The organism is Nonomuraea mangrovi (genome assembly GCF_042681425.1).
GTDB classification, from domain to species: Bacteria; Actinomycetota; Actinomycetes; order Streptosporangiales; family Streptosporangiaceae; genus Nonomuraea; species Nonomuraea mangrovi.
Genome location: NZ_JBHUFV010000085.1, coordinates 1 through 14665, shown reverse-complemented (window position 1 = coordinate 14665; position 14665 = coordinate 1). Strand labels below are relative to the sequence as shown.

The 14665-nt window shown below is 68.3% G+C and carries 15 protein-coding genes and 1 pseudogene; 5 read left to right on the top strand and 11 right to left on the bottom strand.

Translation table 11 applies throughout. The features are described from left to right. Both ACFSKW_RS49865 and ACFSKW_RS49860 read left to right on the top strand, forming a co-directional pair. Positions 1-206, top strand: a 206-nt coding sequence (locus ACFSKW_RS49865) for a hypothetical protein (RefSeq protein ID WP_379582024.1), incomplete at its 5' end; no start/stop codon positions are given. A 10-nt stretch (positions 207-216) separates the two neighbouring features. Next, complete coding sequence (locus ACFSKW_RS49860) at positions 217-903, top strand: TetR/AcrR family transcriptional regulator (protein WP_379582022.1); 687 nt, start codon at positions 217-219, stop codon at positions 901-903. Positions 904-1066: 163 nt separating this feature from the next. Here ACFSKW_RS49860 and ACFSKW_RS49855 read toward each other — a convergent pair whose 3' ends face one another. From ACFSKW_RS49855 to ACFSKW_RS49845, 3 genes are all read right to left on the bottom strand, one after another. Then, positions 1067-1324, bottom strand: a complete 258-nt coding sequence (locus ACFSKW_RS49855; RefSeq protein WP_379582027.1) for a hypothetical protein — start codon at positions 1322-1324, stop codon at positions 1067-1069. A gap of 8 nt (positions 1325-1332) precedes the next feature. Further along, positions 1333-2166 (bottom strand): hypothetical protein, encoded by an 834-nt coding sequence (locus ACFSKW_RS49850; RefSeq protein ID WP_379582021.1) that lies wholly within the window; start codon positions 2164-2166, stop codon positions 1333-1335. A gap of 661 nt (positions 2167-2827) precedes the next feature. After that, positions 2828-3448 (bottom strand): hypothetical protein, encoded by a 621-nt coding sequence (locus ACFSKW_RS49845; RefSeq protein ID WP_379582019.1) that lies wholly within the window; start codon positions 3446-3448, stop codon positions 2828-2830. Between the two features lie 429 nt (positions 3449-3877). On the opposite strand from ACFSKW_RS49845, the gene ACFSKW_RS49840 reads away from it, so the two are divergent. Next, positions 3878-4024 carry a hypothetical protein gene (locus tag ACFSKW_RS49840; protein ID WP_379582017.1) on the top strand — a complete coding sequence of 49 codons (147 nt, stop codon included), beginning with the start codon at positions 3878-3880 and terminating at the stop codon, positions 4022-4024. 68 nt (positions 4025-4092) lie between these two features. Here the strand turns inward: ACFSKW_RS49840 and ACFSKW_RS49835 are convergent, their stop codons facing one another. From ACFSKW_RS49835 to ACFSKW_RS49810, 6 genes are all read right to left on the bottom strand, one after another. After that, entirely contained in the window at positions 4093-4365 is a 273-nt protein-coding gene (locus tag ACFSKW_RS49835) for a MerR family transcriptional regulator (protein ID WP_379582025.1), read from the bottom strand. A gap of 988 nt (positions 4366-5353) precedes the next feature. Beyond that, positions 5354-6598, bottom strand: a complete 1245-nt coding sequence (locus tag ACFSKW_RS49830) for an SGNH/GDSL hydrolase family protein (RefSeq protein ID WP_379582015.1) — start codon at positions 6596-6598, stop codon at positions 5354-5356. 18 nt (positions 6599-6616) lie between these two features. Continuing rightward, positions 6617-7453, bottom strand: a complete 837-nt coding sequence (locus ACFSKW_RS49825; protein WP_379582013.1) for an NAD(P)H-binding protein — start codon at positions 7451-7453, stop codon at positions 6617-6619. 34 nt (positions 7454-7487) lie between these two features. Then, positions 7488-8660 (bottom strand): aminotransferase class V-fold PLP-dependent enzyme, encoded by a 1173-nt coding sequence (locus ACFSKW_RS49820; RefSeq protein WP_379582011.1) that lies wholly within the window; start codon positions 8658-8660, stop codon positions 7488-7490. Then, entirely contained in the window at positions 8657-10069 is a 1413-nt protein-coding gene (locus ACFSKW_RS49815) for an aminopeptidase P family protein (protein WP_379582009.1), read from the bottom strand. The genes ACFSKW_RS49820 and ACFSKW_RS49815 overlap by 4 nt, the downstream gene beginning before the upstream one ends. Continuing rightward, the gene (locus tag ACFSKW_RS49810) at positions 10066-10359 is read right to left on the bottom strand and encodes a DUF2218 domain-containing protein (RefSeq protein WP_346124661.1); all 294 of its coding nucleotides are present in this window, start codon (positions 10357-10359) and stop codon (positions 10066-10068) included. The genes ACFSKW_RS49815 and ACFSKW_RS49810 overlap by 4 nt, the downstream gene beginning before the upstream one ends. A 104-nt stretch (positions 10360-10463) precedes the next feature. On the opposite strand from ACFSKW_RS49810, the gene ACFSKW_RS49805 reads away from it, so the two are divergent. After that, positions 10464-10991 carry an ArsR/SmtB family transcription factor gene (locus ACFSKW_RS49805; RefSeq protein ID WP_346124659.1) on the top strand — a complete coding sequence of 176 codons (528 nt, stop codon included), beginning with the start codon at positions 10464-10466 and terminating at the stop codon, positions 10989-10991. A 383-nt stretch (positions 10992-11374) separates the two neighbouring features. Here ACFSKW_RS49805 and ACFSKW_RS49800 read toward each other — a convergent pair whose 3' ends face one another. Next, entirely contained in the window at positions 11375-12109 is a 735-nt protein-coding gene (locus ACFSKW_RS49800) for a helix-turn-helix domain-containing protein (RefSeq protein ID WP_379582007.1), read from the bottom strand. 117 nt (positions 12110-12226) lie between these two features. After that, positions 12227-13036, bottom strand: a complete 810-nt coding sequence (locus ACFSKW_RS49795; RefSeq protein WP_379582005.1) for an alpha/beta fold hydrolase — start codon at positions 13034-13036, stop codon at positions 12227-12229. A 704-nt stretch (positions 13037-13740) separates the two neighbouring features. Here ACFSKW_RS49795 and ACFSKW_RS49790 point away from each other — a divergent pair. Further along, positions 13741-14595, top strand: a pseudogene (locus ACFSKW_RS49790) (IS630 family transposase); the annotation flags it as partial. Positions 14596-14665: the final 70 nt, after the last annotated feature.

Below are 14665 nucleotides of genomic sequence, written 5' to 3'. Positions count from 1 at the left end.
AACAGCTCCCACAACTCGTCGGGAACCAGCCGATCCAGGAATGCTTCCATGATCGATCTAACGGCGATCACCAATCAAGACACGGTCTTAAGGCGACCGACGGGGCATCCTGGAGCGTCGCCGCCTATGTCGCGCTAGCCATGGCCATCTCAGTCATGTCCGCGCTGGCGCTGCGCGAGACCAGCCAGAGCGAGTTGGCCGACTAGGATTCCTCAGATGAGCGATCGATCGGCAGACATGCCCGTGGTCGAGCGGCGGCGCATCGCCGCCGAGGAGGTAAGGCTGCCGCCCGGCTTCGCCGTCGAGGGTACGGCGGGGCGCATTCTGCGCGAAGCGCTGCGGCTGTTCGCCGAGCGCGGCTTCTACGGCGCCTCGATCAGGGACCTGGCCGACGCCTGCGAGATCCGCTCGGCCACGCTCTACGCGCATTTCCCCACCAAGGAACACGTGCTCGCCGAGCTGGTACGGCTCGGCCACGAGAACCACCACGCCCATATCAAGGCCGCCGAAGGTGCCGAGCCGGTCGCCAAGTTGCGCGAACTCGTCCGGGCCCACGTGCTTGCCCACGCCGATTACCCGCTCCTGGCCGTCGTCGCCAACAACGAACTGCACTGCCTGTCGGACGAGATGGCCACGCCCGCGCTGGTCCTGCGCGCCGACGGCAGGCAGCGGCTGAGCGACATCCTGCACGAGGGGATCGCGGCAGGCGTGTTCGACCTCCCGGATCCCTACCTCGCGGTCACAGCGATCAGCGGGATGGGGATGCGGGTCGCCAATTGGTACGGGCCAGACGTGCCGTATCAACCCTTGGAGATCGCTGAGACCTACGCCGAGTTCGCCCTACGGATCGCAGGCGTCCACCCTGACCTTCGCCCAGGGGCTCTGCGATCATCCACCGCCTGACCCGGCGCCAGGGCGGGGGATGCGCGTCTCCGACGATCTCGACCACGAGCAGATCCTGGCGGTCGCCGCTCCGTACCTGGAGCGCTGCCTGTCTGTGCAGACCGAGTGGCGTCCAGGGGCGGTTCGGCGTTCCTGCAGCTGCCGAAAATTACATCCGTGCAGTTCACGCTGCATGCGCGTACTCGTGGAGGACTCCTCCGAGTCGGTCTCGTCGGCGTATGTTCAGGTCGACGATCCGTTTCGGATCCGTGATCGGATCTGGGACGGTACGCAATGGGGCCGCTTGGGCCAGGGCTTGGTGGGCGCGGTGCTGGTTGTAGAACCGTTCGTACTCGCGCAGGGCGTGGCGCAGGTGACGTTCATTCCACAGTAAGCAGCGATCGAGCAGCTCTCTGCGGCATGACTGCACCCATCGCTCCATGATCGCGTTCATGCGCGGCATCCGGGACCGGTGAGCACGGTCTGAATACCGATCTCGGTGAGGAGCTCGTCCATGAGGGCGGGGAACTTCGCATCCCGGTCACGGATCAGATAGCGCGCCCGGCAGCCCGCCTCCTCCAGGTCCATCACGAGATTCTTCATCGCTTGGACCACCCAGCTCGCGGTCGGATGGGCGGTCGTGCCGAGTACGCGCACGCGCCGGGTGGCGTGCTCGATGACGGCAAGTATGTACTGGCGCTGTCCGCTGAGGGTGACGGTCTCGATGAAGTCGCAGGCCAGAAGTGCATCGGCTTGCGAGCGCAGGAAGGTGGCCCATGTGGTGGACGCTCGCTCGGGAGCCGGGTCAACACCTTCCTGTTTGAGGATCTCCCAGACTGTGGATGGAGCGACCTTGATCCCAAGCGTGGCAAGCTCGCCGTGCACCCGCCGATATCCCCACGATGGGTTCTCCCGAACCAGGCGCAAGATAAGAGCGCGAATGGAGCGGATCGTCGGCGGACGCCCCGGCCGCTTCGGGCGACAGGTACGGGCATGACGTCGTCTCATCAGATCGCGGTGCCACCGCAGGACGGTATCCGGGCGGACGAGAAGCCGCAGCCGGCGCAGGACCTCGCGGGGCAGCAATGTCAGGAGAGCGGCGAGAAAGGCCCGGTCCTCCGGAGCGAGCCTCACCCTGGTATCGGCTCCGAGCTGCCGTTCAAGAACGGCAATCTGGTGACGCAGGACGAGAATCTCCACATCCTTGTCCCGATCGCCCATCGGCAGCAACCGCAGTGCGGCGAAGGCATTCGTGACGGTCAGGTAGGCCAGGCGAAAGAGCACGAGTGATCATTCTGCCGCGATCGATCCCCTCCCAAGACCCGAAGCGGGCGCACGCCAAGAGGATCCTGCGAGCCGGATGACCTGCGCGGATGGCAATATCGGCAGGCGCAGGCATGATGATCATGGTGTGTACCGGGTTGGTACGGGCGAGCACGGTAGGAGCACGGGTCGGCTAGAACTATGTTCCGCACGAGTGCGGTGGTGCATGTTTCCACAGGTCAGTGCCATGATCAAAGCGCGCCCTGCAGGATTCGAACCTGCGACCGTCGGATTAGAAGAAAGATCGTTTGCTGATTCGTCGTGTCAGATAACGTCCATCCGTCCCATGCTGGGTCGATTTCAGTGTCCGGCCGTGTCGTGAACTGTCGGCGCGTTCCGGGACGGACGAGCACGGACCGAGCACGGCTGACCCGCCGGTGTCGCATCACGCGTCTGTGTCACTGATGCGTACGAGCCACATGGCCGACGCCGAGAAGTGCCAGGTCAGCTCTGTGCGATGAGTTCTGATGCGGTACAGGAACCGGCACCGGGCAGGGCATCCGCTTCCACCGCCCGGTACGCGGCACAGCCCCTCGGCACGCTTGCCCACCGCGGGCTGACGGTCACCGTCGTGATTCCCGCCCGCCTCGTGGAACGCCTCCTCGGGCTCTATCCTGAATCGTCAAGGTCGGCGGCGGATCAGATACCGGACGTGGGGCGTCTCCAGCCACTCGTGATCGAGCTCCCTGCCGACGAGTCGGCCGATGGCGACGAGAGCCGTCGTGATCATCTCCTCCGTGGGCGATCCCACGTCCACGGGGACGTCCCAGTCGGTGGGCATCCGCAACCCCTCCGCGTGCTCTTGCAGCGGGATGAGGATCTCCTCCAGCGGCGCGGAGAACGTGAGCCGGCCGTCGATCGCGTACTCCACGCGGTGCGCGCCGTCACCGTGCCAGCCGATCGCGATGGCTCTGCCGCCATCGCGCGAGAGCGTCGACAACGTGGGCTCTTCAGTGACATCCATCCATTGGATCTGCGCTGCCAGGGTCCAGGCGTCGAAGGGGCCCACGAGGATGATCCCGTCCTCGTCGCCGGGCATCTTATCGCCCTCGAAGCCGAGACCGATGTCCGCCAGCGTGAGCGCCGTCGCGCTGCTCAGGTCGGCGCCGAGTCTCCGGGCGGTCTCCTCAACCGTCAGCCCTTCAACCCAGACGGCCGCGAAGCCGTCCGCGACGTTCTCCCAGTGGGACTCGAGCAAGTCGTACAGGTGAGTGGGGTTCGGCATGTCCATCCGATCGAACATGGGTGTGCCGCTCCTCGATCGCGAGGAGCGGCACACTGGGCGGGTTATCTCAGATCACGCTCACCCAGTACGCGTCCTTGTGGAAGACGCGGTTCTGGGCTTCCGCCATCGCGCTCAACCTGATCCGCCTGCACGCCTGGTGGAACGGACACCAAACTGGATCGGACCCGCACCAGCCATCTGGCCCGACTCGAACCGGCCCTGACCGCCTGAAACGAGTTAACCAGCAGGGTCCTACAGGTGATCAGGGCGCGCCCCCCGCCCGGGTTCTTTGGCCGGCGGTCTCGTACGTCACGCTGCCCTGCTTCCCCGCGGGGCTTCGCCTATGCGACCACCTCCTCGATCACAGCGAACTCCAACCTCTGAGAACCGTTCTTCCCGCTGCAATGGCAGACTCTCCGAACGGGGTCGCGGCTTCGTTGAGAGGGCATGACGATCACGCAGTACATCCGCCGGCCATCCCGTCACATCTTCAAGCTCGAACAGCCGCAGGCCCAGACCATCCGTGAACGTGACGAGCTTGTCTATCGCCTGACCGCACTTCAGCCCTGTGGCTGCCGTCCAGCGCGGCCCTGAGCCGAGCGCAGCTAGAAGCTCAGTCCGCTCGTGCGCTCAGGCTGGGCCTCCGTGCGGCGGCGTTAGGCTCAGTCCTTTGATGGCTGCAAGCTGGTCTGCTGAAGTTCGGCGTTGATACGCAGCGCCTCAGCGAGCTGGTCTTCCAAAACGATGATGCGGCACGCCGCCTCCAGCGCTGTGCCCTGGTCGACGAGCTCGCGAGCGCGGGCGGCCAGGCGCAACTGATAGCGCGAGTAGCGGCGGTGCCCGCCCTCGGAACGTCGCGGCTCGATCAGCTTGGCCGTGCCGAGGGCTCGCAGGAACGCGGGAGTGACGCCCAGCATCTCGGCGGCCCTGCCCATGCTGTAGGCGGGGTAGTCCTCGTCATCGAATTTGTCGTCGAACGTGTCGGTACTCCTAGCGCGCAGTCCGCTGCCTGCACCTGAGGAGTCCTCTGGCCTGTCGGCCGAGTTCTTCGCTGCTTGATCCATACACCCTTCCCATACGCGGACATGGGCCCCGGCGCTTTGCGCCGGGGCCCGAATGAGGTTAAACACCATGTTCCGGCCGTTGGGCCGGGTTCTCTTCTTCCGCACCAAGCGCCACTGAGGGCCGGAGGTGCGGGGATCGCGGATGTGTGACCGTAGACCACCGTCCTATCTGTGGAACTGCGGTACCCGTGCGGCGCGACCTTCAGCCGGCGACGGGCGATCCTGATGGCGTTCAACGCTCCCTTCTCTATCCCTAACCTTTTCGACCTTCTTCACATGACAGCCGCAGAGGCCGTCACGGCGGCGCGCCCACGCGTCAGAGCCCCTTGCACCTACCCGACCCCGGCACGTCCGGCCTTCCGCCAACTCCACCTACTGCCGACAGCGCGTCCACGTTCCGGGGCCCTTCCACAGCCTTGCCCTGGCACGTCCGACCTTCTGCCGTCTTTCTCTGTCAACCACTGCTATCCACGCTCGTCCGGGCGGTCATCTTCTTGCTGACGTTATGGGTCCCGCCCTCGTGGATCTGTCTCTTGCGATGTGAGAAACAGTACCGTGAGCAGGACTGAATGTCTACTCTGACCACTACAGATTTTCGCGCCCGAGGAGACGAGGATTCAACGCGTCGGCAATGCACCTCCTCGGCACAGCCTGACGCGGCTGGTGGAGCCGCACGGCACTGCAGGATCAGGGCTGTCTCCTCTAACATTGCGACGCTCGATCACCTCCGCGTCGTCTCGGGTGGGGATGATCAAGGGCGACTCCGTTCGTCGGGGCGTCCACATCCTTTCCCCCGAAGTCCACGATCGGGTTCTCGGGCCGATCGACCCGGCCGCGCGTGGGCGGCCTGGCCGGTGTCCTACAGGGTGCTCAGGTCGATGGCCTCGGCCATCGCGTTCAGGCCCGCGTCGTTCGGGTGGAGCCAGTCGCCCTCCTGGCCGTCGCGGACGTTGAACTCCGGCCGCAGCCGGTCGGGGTCGTCCGGGGAGACGAGGGCGCGTTCGAAGTCGGCCACGGCGTCGTACTCGCCGCTGGTCCTGATCCAGGTGTTGACCTGGTCGCGGATCTGCTCCAGCCCGTACGGCTCAGCCGTGCCGTCGGGGTAGAGCCACGGGTTGCCCTTGAACGGCATGATGGTGCCGCCGACGACGCGGATCCCGCGCGCGTGGGCGCGCCGGATGAGCTCGCGGTGTCCCGCGATGAGCTGCTCGGCGGTGACGTCGGGGTCGCGGTAGGTGATGTCGTTGATGCCCTCCATCACGATCACCGTCCGCACGCCCGGCTTGTCGAGCACGTCCCGCTGGAAGCGGGCGAGGGCGCGTTCGCCGAAGAGCGGGTGGTCGTACAGGACCCGGTTGCCGGAGATGCCGCTGTTCAGGACGGTCAGCCGGGTTCCGGAGGCGACGAGGCGCTCGGCGAGCTGGTCGGGGTAGCGGTTGTCGGCGTCGGGGGTGGAGCCGGTGCCGTCGGTGACCGAGTCGCCGAAGGTCACCACCGCGCCGCGGGCGGGGCCGCCGAGCACGTCCACGCCGCTCAGGTAGTACCACGACTGGGTGGTGTCGGTGAAGGCGGTGCCACGCGGGTCGAACCGATAGTCGCCTGACGCCCGGTAGCTGGTGGCCGAGGAGACGTCGTGGAAGGTGGCGGGTCCGGTCTTGCCACGGAAGTAGAGGGTGACGGCCAGCCGGTCGAGCGCCTGGACCGGGAGCGGGATCGGGTCGCTCACCAGCTCCTGCCCGGCCTTGACCACGGCGTCCGCGCGCCGGGAGAAGGTCACGGCGCGCAGCGTGCCAGGACGTACGGCCGCGCCGGCGGCGGCCTTGGCGATCGTCGCCCCGTTCACGGTGAGGGGCGCCGTGCCGTACCGGTTGGAGATCGTGATGCGGAGGGCGGCTCCCGATCCGGTGACGCGGAGCATCTGACGGACGGACTGGCGTTCGAAGCCCTGCTCCGCCCAGTTGGACGACCACGGCAGCCCGCCGGGTGAGGGCTGCTGGACGGCTGCCGCCCAGGCGCCCGTCCAGCGGGGCTGCGCCGTAGCCGCTTGGGCGGGAACGGCGGTGAGGGCGAGGGTGAGCGCGGCGATGGTCTTGGTGAACAGCATGAGGGGAGGATCCTTGGGTCAGAAATCGGTGGCGTGGTCGGCGGCCCACTGCGCGTAGGTGCGGGCGGGGTGGCCGGTGATCCGCTCGACGGTGTCGTTGACCTCGGCGGGCTTGCCGACGCAGGCCGCCATCAGGTCGAACAGGGCGCCGAGGAAGGCCGGGTCCATGAAGGCGCTCATCTGCTCCAGCACCGGCGCGGGGTCGAGGTCCTCGACGGTGAGCGGACGGCCGAGCGCCTGGCCGAGGATGGCGACCTGGTCGGCCTGGGTGAGCGACTCCGGCCCGGTCAGGCGGTAGGTCCGCCCGGCGTGAACGGGCTGGGTCAGCGTCGCGACCGCGACGTCGGCGACGTCGAGCTCGTGGACGGCGCTGAAGGCGGCCTTGGTGTACGGCGCGCGGATCACGTCGCCTCCGGCGAGCTGCATCGCGAAGGTCAGCGAGTTGATCGCCGGGAAGAGCAGGCGCAGGGTCGTCCACTCCAGGCCGGACTCGCGCACGGCCCGCTCCACGTCGCCGTGGTACTGGGCGATCACATCCGGCTGCGGGTCGGCTCCGTCGACCACCGCACCCGAGGACAGGAAGACGATCCGGCTCACCCCGGCTTCGCGGGCGGCGGCCAGCAGCGGCGCCGGGTCCATGCCGTACTGCAGGACCAGCAGGACGGCGCTCACTCCGTCGAGCGCGGCCGGGAGGGTTTCCGGCTTGGTTAGGTCGGCCTGGGCCAGCTCGACGCCCTGCGGCAGGGCGGCTCGTTCGGGCGTGCGGGTCAGAGCGCGGACGGGGTGGCCCGCGGCCTGCAGGGCTTCGACGGCCTGACGGCCGAAGTGGGCGGTGGCGCCGGTGACGAGGTACATGAGCACTCCAGAATGCGGAAGGGAATATTCTGTTCTAATACTGCAAGTTGGCGCAGAGCGCGTCGATCTCCTCGTCGGTGTTGTAGTAGTGCACCGACGCCCGCACCACAGCCGCCAGACCACGGCCGCCCAGGTCGTAGCGGGCGGAGGTGACCGCGGACACGCTGGTGTTGATCCCGGCCGCGCCCAGGCGGTGATGCACGTCGGCGGCGGACTCGCCGTCCACGGTGAAGGTGACGATCCCGCACAGCCGCTGCCCGTGGTCCTGGACGGTCACCCGGGGCAGCTCCCCCAGCCGCCGCCGCAGCCGGGCGGCCAGCGCGGTGACGCGCTCCTCGATGGCCTCGACGCCCCAGCTCAGGGCGTAGTCCACCGCGACACCGAGGCCGATCTTGGCCGCGTAGTTGGTCTCCCAGTTCTCGAACCGGCGCGCTCCGGGACGGATCTCGTAGGCGTCGTGGCTTGTCCAGATGGCGGCGTGCAGGTCGAGGAAGGGCGGCTCCAGGGTGTCGGCGAGCCGCTCGGAGACGTAGAGGAACCCGGTGCCGCGCGGCCCGCGCAGGAACTTGCGGCCGGTGGCCGACAGCAGGTCGCAGCCGAGCTCCCGCACGTCGACGGGGAGTTGCCCGACGGACTGGCAGGCGTCGAGCAGGAACGGGACGCCTGCGGCGCGGGTCAGCCGGCCGATCTCTGCCGCGGGGTTGACCAGTCCGCTCTGGGTCGGGACGTGGGTGACGGCGACGAGCTTGACGTCGCCGTCGAGCCGCCGCTCCAGGTCGCGCACCGACAGCTGGCCGTGCTCGTCGTCGTCGACCACCTCGACCCGGAGGCCGGTACGGCGCGCGACCTGGAGGAAGGCGATGACGTTGCTGGCGTACTCGGCGCGGGAGGTCAGGATCCTGTCCCCCGGCTTGAAGCGCAGCGCGTAGAAGGCCATGTCCCAGGCGCGGGTGGCGTTCTCGACGACGGCGATCTCGCCCGGCAGGCAGCCGATCAGCCGGGCGATCGCCTCGTAGACCGCGTCCACCTTCACAGCCGCGGCCGCGGCGGCTTCGTATCCGCCGAGCCGCGCCTCCAGCCGCAGGTGTCCGATGACGGCGTCGAGCACCGGGGCCGGAGGAAGTGCCGCACCGGCGTTGTTGAGGTGCACCACCTCGGCGCATCCCGGGGTGTCGTGGCGGGCACGGGCCACGTCCAAGAGGGTCATGGCAGTCGCGGTCCGGCCTCGCGCTGGGCGGCGAGCCAGCTCTCCACCTCGTCGGCCCGGCTGGGCAGCGCGCCGGACAGGTTGACCGCGCCTTCCGCGGTGACCAGGATGTCGTCCTCCACCCGGATCCCGATCCCGCGAAGCTCCGCGGGAACCAGGTCGTCCTCCGGCTGGAAGTACAGCCCGGGCTCGACGGTCAGCACGTTGCCCGCGCTGAGCTCGCCCCCGCGATAGCGCTCGGGTCGGGCGGTGGCGCAGTCGTGCACGTCGGTGCCGAGCATGTGACCGAACCCGTGCAGCGTCCACCGCCAGTAGTGCATCGAGGAGGGGTCCATCGCCTCGTCGGCGCTCACCTTGAGCACCCCGAGCTCGACCAGCCCCTCGGCGAGCGCCCGCATGCAGGTCAGATGGACGTCGGCGAACTTCACCCCCGGTTTGACCGTCGCGATCCCGGCCTGCTGGGCCGCGTGGACGATGTCGTAGACCTCGCGCTGGAGCGGGGTGAAGACACCGGAGACGGGCAGCGTGCGGGTGAGGTCGGCGGTGTAGAGCTGATGACCTTCCACGCCCATGTCCATGAGCAGCAACTGCCCGGGCGCGGTGAAGCCGTCGTTGCGCTTCCAGCACAGGATCGTGGCATGCGCCCCCGCGCAGACGATCGAACCGTACCCGACGTCGTTGCCGTCGTGGCGGGCACGCAGCCCGAAGACGCCTTCGACCAGCCGCTCGGACACGCCCCGGTCGGCGGGCAGCGCCCGGGCGACGTCCTCGAAGCCCCGGATGGTGGCGTCGACCGCCTCCTGGAGCTGGGCGATCTCCCACTCGTCCTTGACGAGCTTGAGCTCGGCGATCGCCGCCGCGAGCGCCCGGTCACGGACGCCGTCGGCGGGCACGGCCGCGTCGACCCGGGCGTCGAGCCCGCGCAGCACCCGGGTGCGGCCCGGCGCGCAGCGGGCCAGAGCGGCGTCGAGGTCCGCGAGCGGAGCGGTGTCGACGCCGAGCTCGGTCGTCTTCTCCCCCAGCGTACGGCGGCGCCCGGCCCACAGCTCTCCGGCCCGGTCGCGGAAGAACTCGTCCGTCTCCCGCGACGAGCGCTGGTGGGTGTAGAGCACGGCGTCACCGCCCGGCCGCAGGAACAGCACGCTGTCGGGGTCGTGGTCGCCGGTGAGGTAGGAGAAGTCGCTGCCCGGGCGGAAGCGGTAGAGGGTGGCGTTGGCGCGGATCTTGGCGGGTCCGGTGGGGATGACCAGCGTCTCCCCGGGAAAGGCCCGCGTCAGCTCGGCACGGCGGCGCGCGTAGTGCGGCACGGCCGGTTGGGGTCGCACGTCGAGCGGCTGGTCGAGCCAGCCCGCGCGCATGAACTCCAGGAGCCTGGGCGGGAAGTCGGGGTCGTGGGCGGCCTTGGTCATCGTCGGCTCTCGGTCCAGTCGACGTGCAGGTCCTCCTGCGTGGCGAAGCGCAGGAGATGCCGGGTGACGACGTCCTGGACGCCGCCCAGCGCGTCGAGGTCGGCAGCCTCGGCGACCAGGACGAGCCCTCCCTCGGCCGACCGCAGCGAGCAGGTGCCGGACCGGAAGGTGATCGTCGCGCATCCGGGGCCGGTGTGCTCGGCGCTGGCCTTGTGGCCCAGGTGGGAGACGAGCTGTTTGGCGTAGCGCTCGGGGCGGTCGGTCGCGACGTGTGCCGTGGACAGGAGCATGCGCCCTCCAAGTGTTTAGATCTGTAGACGCTTCCAGCGCTCGGCAGTCTGTCAACGACGTCCGCGATTTGTCAAAGGCGTCGACGATCCTAGACACTTGTTCCATGGCCGATGAGCAGCTCCTCTCTCTGCGCTCATCCGCGCAGTACAAAGCGCTCGGGCACCCGATGCGCCACCGCATGGTGAACCTCTTGCGCCAGCGCCCTGCCACCCTCGGCGAGTTGACCGCCGCGCTCGACTCCACCAAGGGCACGGTCGGCTACCACGTGCGGATCCTGCGCGAGGCCGGGCTGGTCCGCCTGGCGAGCACTCGGCAGGTGCGCGGCGGCACCGAGCAGCGCTTCGAGCTCGTCAACCGCGGATTCCAGCTCGACGAGGAGACCGGGGCCAGGTTCCTGCACGACGCGGCCCTGGCCGAGATGTCCCCCGTACGGCCGGGCGACCCCGGCCACACCGTGCTGCACCACGTGTGGCTCACCCCGGAGGAGGCCCGCGCCCTCGCGGAACGCGTCGAAAACTACGACCACGGCCAGCGGCTGGACCCCGAGCAGGGCACCGAGGCCTACGGCCTGCTCCTCAGCCTCTACCGCGCCGACATCCCCCGCCTCCCTCCGGAACGCCCCACGACCTGACGCCCGGCCACGCCTCGACCTGGCGACGACCAGATCGGGTGGGTCGCGGCACAGCGTGGCGGGTCACGGTGCCGGGGTGGGTCCTCGCCATAACTGCCCCGACTGCCTCGCGAATCAAGCCAGCCAAGAGCAGAAGCACGCTCGGGATCTCTTGGGCGTCTGACAGGTCTGGCTTTACCTGCCGCGATCGGGTGGCCCGGCGACGGCCCACGAAGCGGTACGGTTCGCCCCGCGCACATGCCGAACCCGTGCCGAAGAGCATGTGACGAGCATGATCTCGGCCATTTTTCGCCTCTCGGAGACGAGCCGAGAGGCGAGAAACCCCAGGTCGGATAGGGTGTGGAGTGGTAGGGCGCCCGGGGCTCGAACCCGGAACCTACGGATTAAAAGTCGTCAATCGCGAGCCACGGCGCGACGGCCAGGGCCGTGGGCGTGAGCCCGGCAAACGTCGTGACCTCGCGGTGGAGGTGGGACTGGTCGACGTAGCCGCTCTCGGTGGCAACGCGGACGGCGGCGTGACCCGCCGCGAGAAGGTGGGCGGCGTAGTCGAAGCGCACCAGTCGGGCGGCGCGTTTGGGTGTGATGCCGAGCTGGGACCGGAAGCGGGACCACAGGCGCTTGCGGCTCCAGCCGACCTCGTCCGCCAGGCCGTCGACCCGCACCCACCCCCGGCTGGTGAGCGTCCGCCGCCAGGTGTAGGCGACCTGCGGATCGACCGGTGGGTGGGCGCCCAGCCGTCGGCCGAGGATGTCCACCGCGATCGTGAACCGTTCGTCCCACGACGCGGCGGCGCGCAGCCTGTCCTCGGCTCGCCCGGCGTCGCGGCCCCAGACATCCTCAAGGGCTACCACCGTCCCGCTGAGCTCGTCCGATGCACCGAACAACGCAGCCGCCGCGACCGGCTCCAGCCGGATCTGGAGGCACTCGCCGACTCCCCAGCCAGCTGCCCGAAGATCGCCGGGGAGAAGCCCGACGACGACACTGCCGCGCTCGTGCCGCCCATGGGTTTCGTAGACGACGCCTTCTCCCTCGCTCAGATCGACGAGCAGGGTGACGGACGGATACGCGACCATGGCGATGTCCACAAAGGCCGGGGCACGATGGCGGAACCCGGCCATGCTGACCCCCGGCAGCCGAACCGACGGGCGTGGGACTGCGACGTCCACCCACGCCCGGTCAGGTGGCGTCCCGGTCGACAACACGTGACCAGTCTAGGCCTCAGGGATCATGGGTTGTCAGCGGCCCGTTGCCGTGAAGCCCAGCAGCAGTTTGCTGGTCGTCTCGGGCGCTTCCAACATAGGTAGGTGCCCGACGCCGGGCAGCAGCTCGACCCGCGCGTTCGGCACCGCGTCGTACTGGTGCGCCGACGACGGCTCCCAACGGGGGTCGGCAGCGCCGAAGATCACCAGCACGGGGACCTCAAGGGCGGCGAGACGCTCGGGCACGCTCCGCTCGGCGATGTACGCGGTGTTCCGGCGCAGCACCGTCCTCATCACGCGGTAGGTGATGCCCCGTACGTCGGCGACCACATCGTCCGGGAGGTCCACCAGGCGAGCGGCCGTCGCGCTGATCCCCCTGCGGATCATCGCATCCGAACGCCTCGACCACAGGAGCGGGCCCAAAGGCGGGGCCAACAGGACCCGAAGGATGAATGGCTGCCGAAGGAGCGCATCCAGACTGGGGCCGCTGCTGATCAGTGCAAGCGAACCCACGAGGTCGGGACGTTGTTCGGCAAGCGCGGTGGCGACGTAGCCGCCGCTGGAGTGCCCGACCGCGGCGACGTGACGAAGGCCGAGGTCGTCCAGCAGCGCCGCCACCTGGCCCGCCTGCGCAGGCACGTCGTACGACGGCGCGGGCGGGGACTGGCCGCAGCCCGGGAGGTCGACCCGGATGACGTGATGGTGGCCGGCCAGTGCCGGGACCACCGGGTTCCAGAAGCCGCCCGAGGCCCCCGATCCGTGGATGAGCAACAACGGCGGCGCCTGCCGCGGGCCGTCATGGACCACGTGCATCCCATGCGAGTGCTCAATGTCGTACTTACTCATGCGGAGACTATGCACGGGCGGTCGACTATCAGTCTTGGACAAATGTTCCCGCGGAGTTGACGACCGACGGCCGGCCACCATCGTCGCAGTCCCCGGAGGGCGGCGCTGTCATCGGCAGATGAGGACGACATCGCCCTTCCAGCACAGGGGCACGATCGATCAGCCAGCACTGCGTGCCCGCGGGCAGGCGAGGGCCATGATGCCGAACGCCTCGTCATACTCACGATCGTGTCGCCTATCCCCACAGGGTTTCGGTCCCCAACGTGCTCGATCCCAGGTGACGTTTCATGCTCATGCCGAGCGACGGGTAACACGAGTGTCCACATGCAGCTTGAAGCGCATGAATTGAATTCCGCCGGTGCAGGGCCGGTCTGGATCCCCCGCGTGCCTGACGATCGCCGGGTCGTCAACGCAATGGTCGGCTTGAGGAGCACTTGGCGAGGATCGACGTGCTGTGAACTGCACGGACGGAGTTTTCGGCAGGCCCCGCTTTGGGCACACGCCGAAGAGGCCGGCTCGACGGAGCCCTCCACGAGTACTCACATGCAACTTGACCTACACGGATGGAATTCTCGGCAGACGCGCAGTGGAACGACGATCCCAAGCCATCCGTGTGGACCAAGACCGCCGAGGAGATCCTCGAATCCCTCGCTAAATATTGCCGACGAATTTCAGGCTCAAGACGCTAGTGTTCCTCGCCTTTAATGCGCTTCATAAGTTGCTACAGTGTTGTGATGGCGCGTTCTGGTCCTCAGGCGGTTCAGATCATCCTGTCCGATAGCGAGCGTGATCAGCTCACGCAGTTGGCGGTGGGCTCCTCGAAGCTGGCCTGGCGGGCGCGGTTGGTGCTGGCCTGTGCTGAGCCGGGCAGCAGCAACGCGGGGGTGGCTGCCGCGATGGGTGCGACGCCGGATACGGTGCGCAAGTGGCGGAGTCGGTTCGCGGACTCGGGGCTGGCGGGGCTCGCCGACGAGGCGAGGTCGGGCCGGCCCAAGGCCGAATTGACACTCGATGATGACGAGCGTGCCGCGTTGACACGCTGGGCGCGGCGGGCCGGCAGTGCCCAGGCGTTGGCTCAGCGTTCGAAGGTCGTGCTGGCCTGCGCGGAGGGTGCGAGTAACGCCGAGGTGGCTGCCCGGTTGGGGGTGGGTGCGCACATGGTGGCCAAGTGGCGGCGGCGCTTCAACGAGTTCCGGCTGGAGGGGCTGATCGATGAGCCGCGGGCGGGCCGTCCCCCGACGATTACCGATGATCAGGTCGAGCAGGTCGTGGTCGATACCTTGGAGTCGACGCCGACCGGCGCGACGCACTGGTCGCGCGCCTCGATGGCCAAGCGGTCGGGGCTGTCGCCTTCGACGGTGGGGCGGATCTGGAAGGCGTTCCGGCTCAAGCCGCATCGGGCCCAGACGTTCAAGCTGTCGAAGGATCCGCTGTTCATCGAGAAGGTCCATGATGTCGTCGGGTTGTATCTGAATCCGCCCGAGCATGCCGTGGTGTTGTGCGCGGATGAGAAGTCCCAGGTCCAAGCCCTGGATCGGTCGCAGCCGGTGCTGCCGATGATGCCTGTGAGGTGCCAAACAGATTCCGGACAGTCGGCTACATAAGCTGACAGAAGTCTGGAAGAGGTAG

Coding starts and splice junctions, on each gene's coding strand:
- ACFSKW_RS49855 (WP_379582027.1), bottom strand. CDS start 1,324: ATGGAGCGATGGGTGCAGTCATGCCGCAGAGAGCTGCTCGATCGCTGC.
- ACFSKW_RS49830 (WP_379582015.1), bottom strand. CDS start 6,598: ATGCTGTTCACCAAGACCATCGCCGCGCTCACCCTCGCCCTCACCGCC.
- ACFSKW_RS49810 (WP_346124661.1), bottom strand. CDS start 10,359: ATGCTCCTGTCCACGGCACACGTCGCGACCGACCGCCCCGAGCGCTAC.
- ACFSKW_RS49845 (WP_379582019.1), bottom strand. CDS start 3,448: ATGTTCGATCGGATGGACATGCCGAACCCCACTCACCTGTACGACTTG.
- ACFSKW_RS49800 (WP_379582007.1), bottom strand. CDS start 12,109: ATGGCCGGGTTCCGCCATCGTGCCCCGGCCTTTGTGGACATCGCCATG.
- ACFSKW_RS49840 (WP_379582017.1), top strand. CDS start 3,878: ATGACGATCACGCAGTACATCCGCCGGCCATCCCGTCACATCTTCAAG.
- ACFSKW_RS49820 (WP_379582011.1), bottom strand. CDS start 8,660: ATGACCCTCTTGGACGTGGCCCGTGCCCGCCACGACACCCCGGGATGC.
- ACFSKW_RS49805 (WP_346124659.1), top strand. CDS start 10,464: ATGGCCGATGAGCAGCTCCTCTCTCTGCGCTCATCCGCGCAGTACAAA.
- ACFSKW_RS49825 (WP_379582013.1), bottom strand. CDS start 7,453: ATGTACCTCGTCACCGGCGCCACCGCCCACTTCGGCCGTCAGGCCGTC.
- ACFSKW_RS49835 (WP_379582025.1), bottom strand. CDS start 4,365: ATGGGCAGGGCCGCCGAGATGCTGGGCGTCACTCCCGCGTTCCTGCGA.
- ACFSKW_RS49795 (WP_379582005.1), bottom strand. CDS start 13,036: ATGAGTAAGTACGACATTGAGCACTCGCATGGGATGCACGTGGTCCAT.
- ACFSKW_RS49860 (WP_379582022.1), top strand. CDS start 217: ATGAGCGATCGATCGGCAGACATGCCCGTGGTCGAGCGGCGGCGCATC.
- ACFSKW_RS49815 (WP_379582009.1), bottom strand. CDS start 10,069: ATGACCAAGGCCGCCCACGACCCCGACTTCCCGCCCAGGCTCCTGGAG.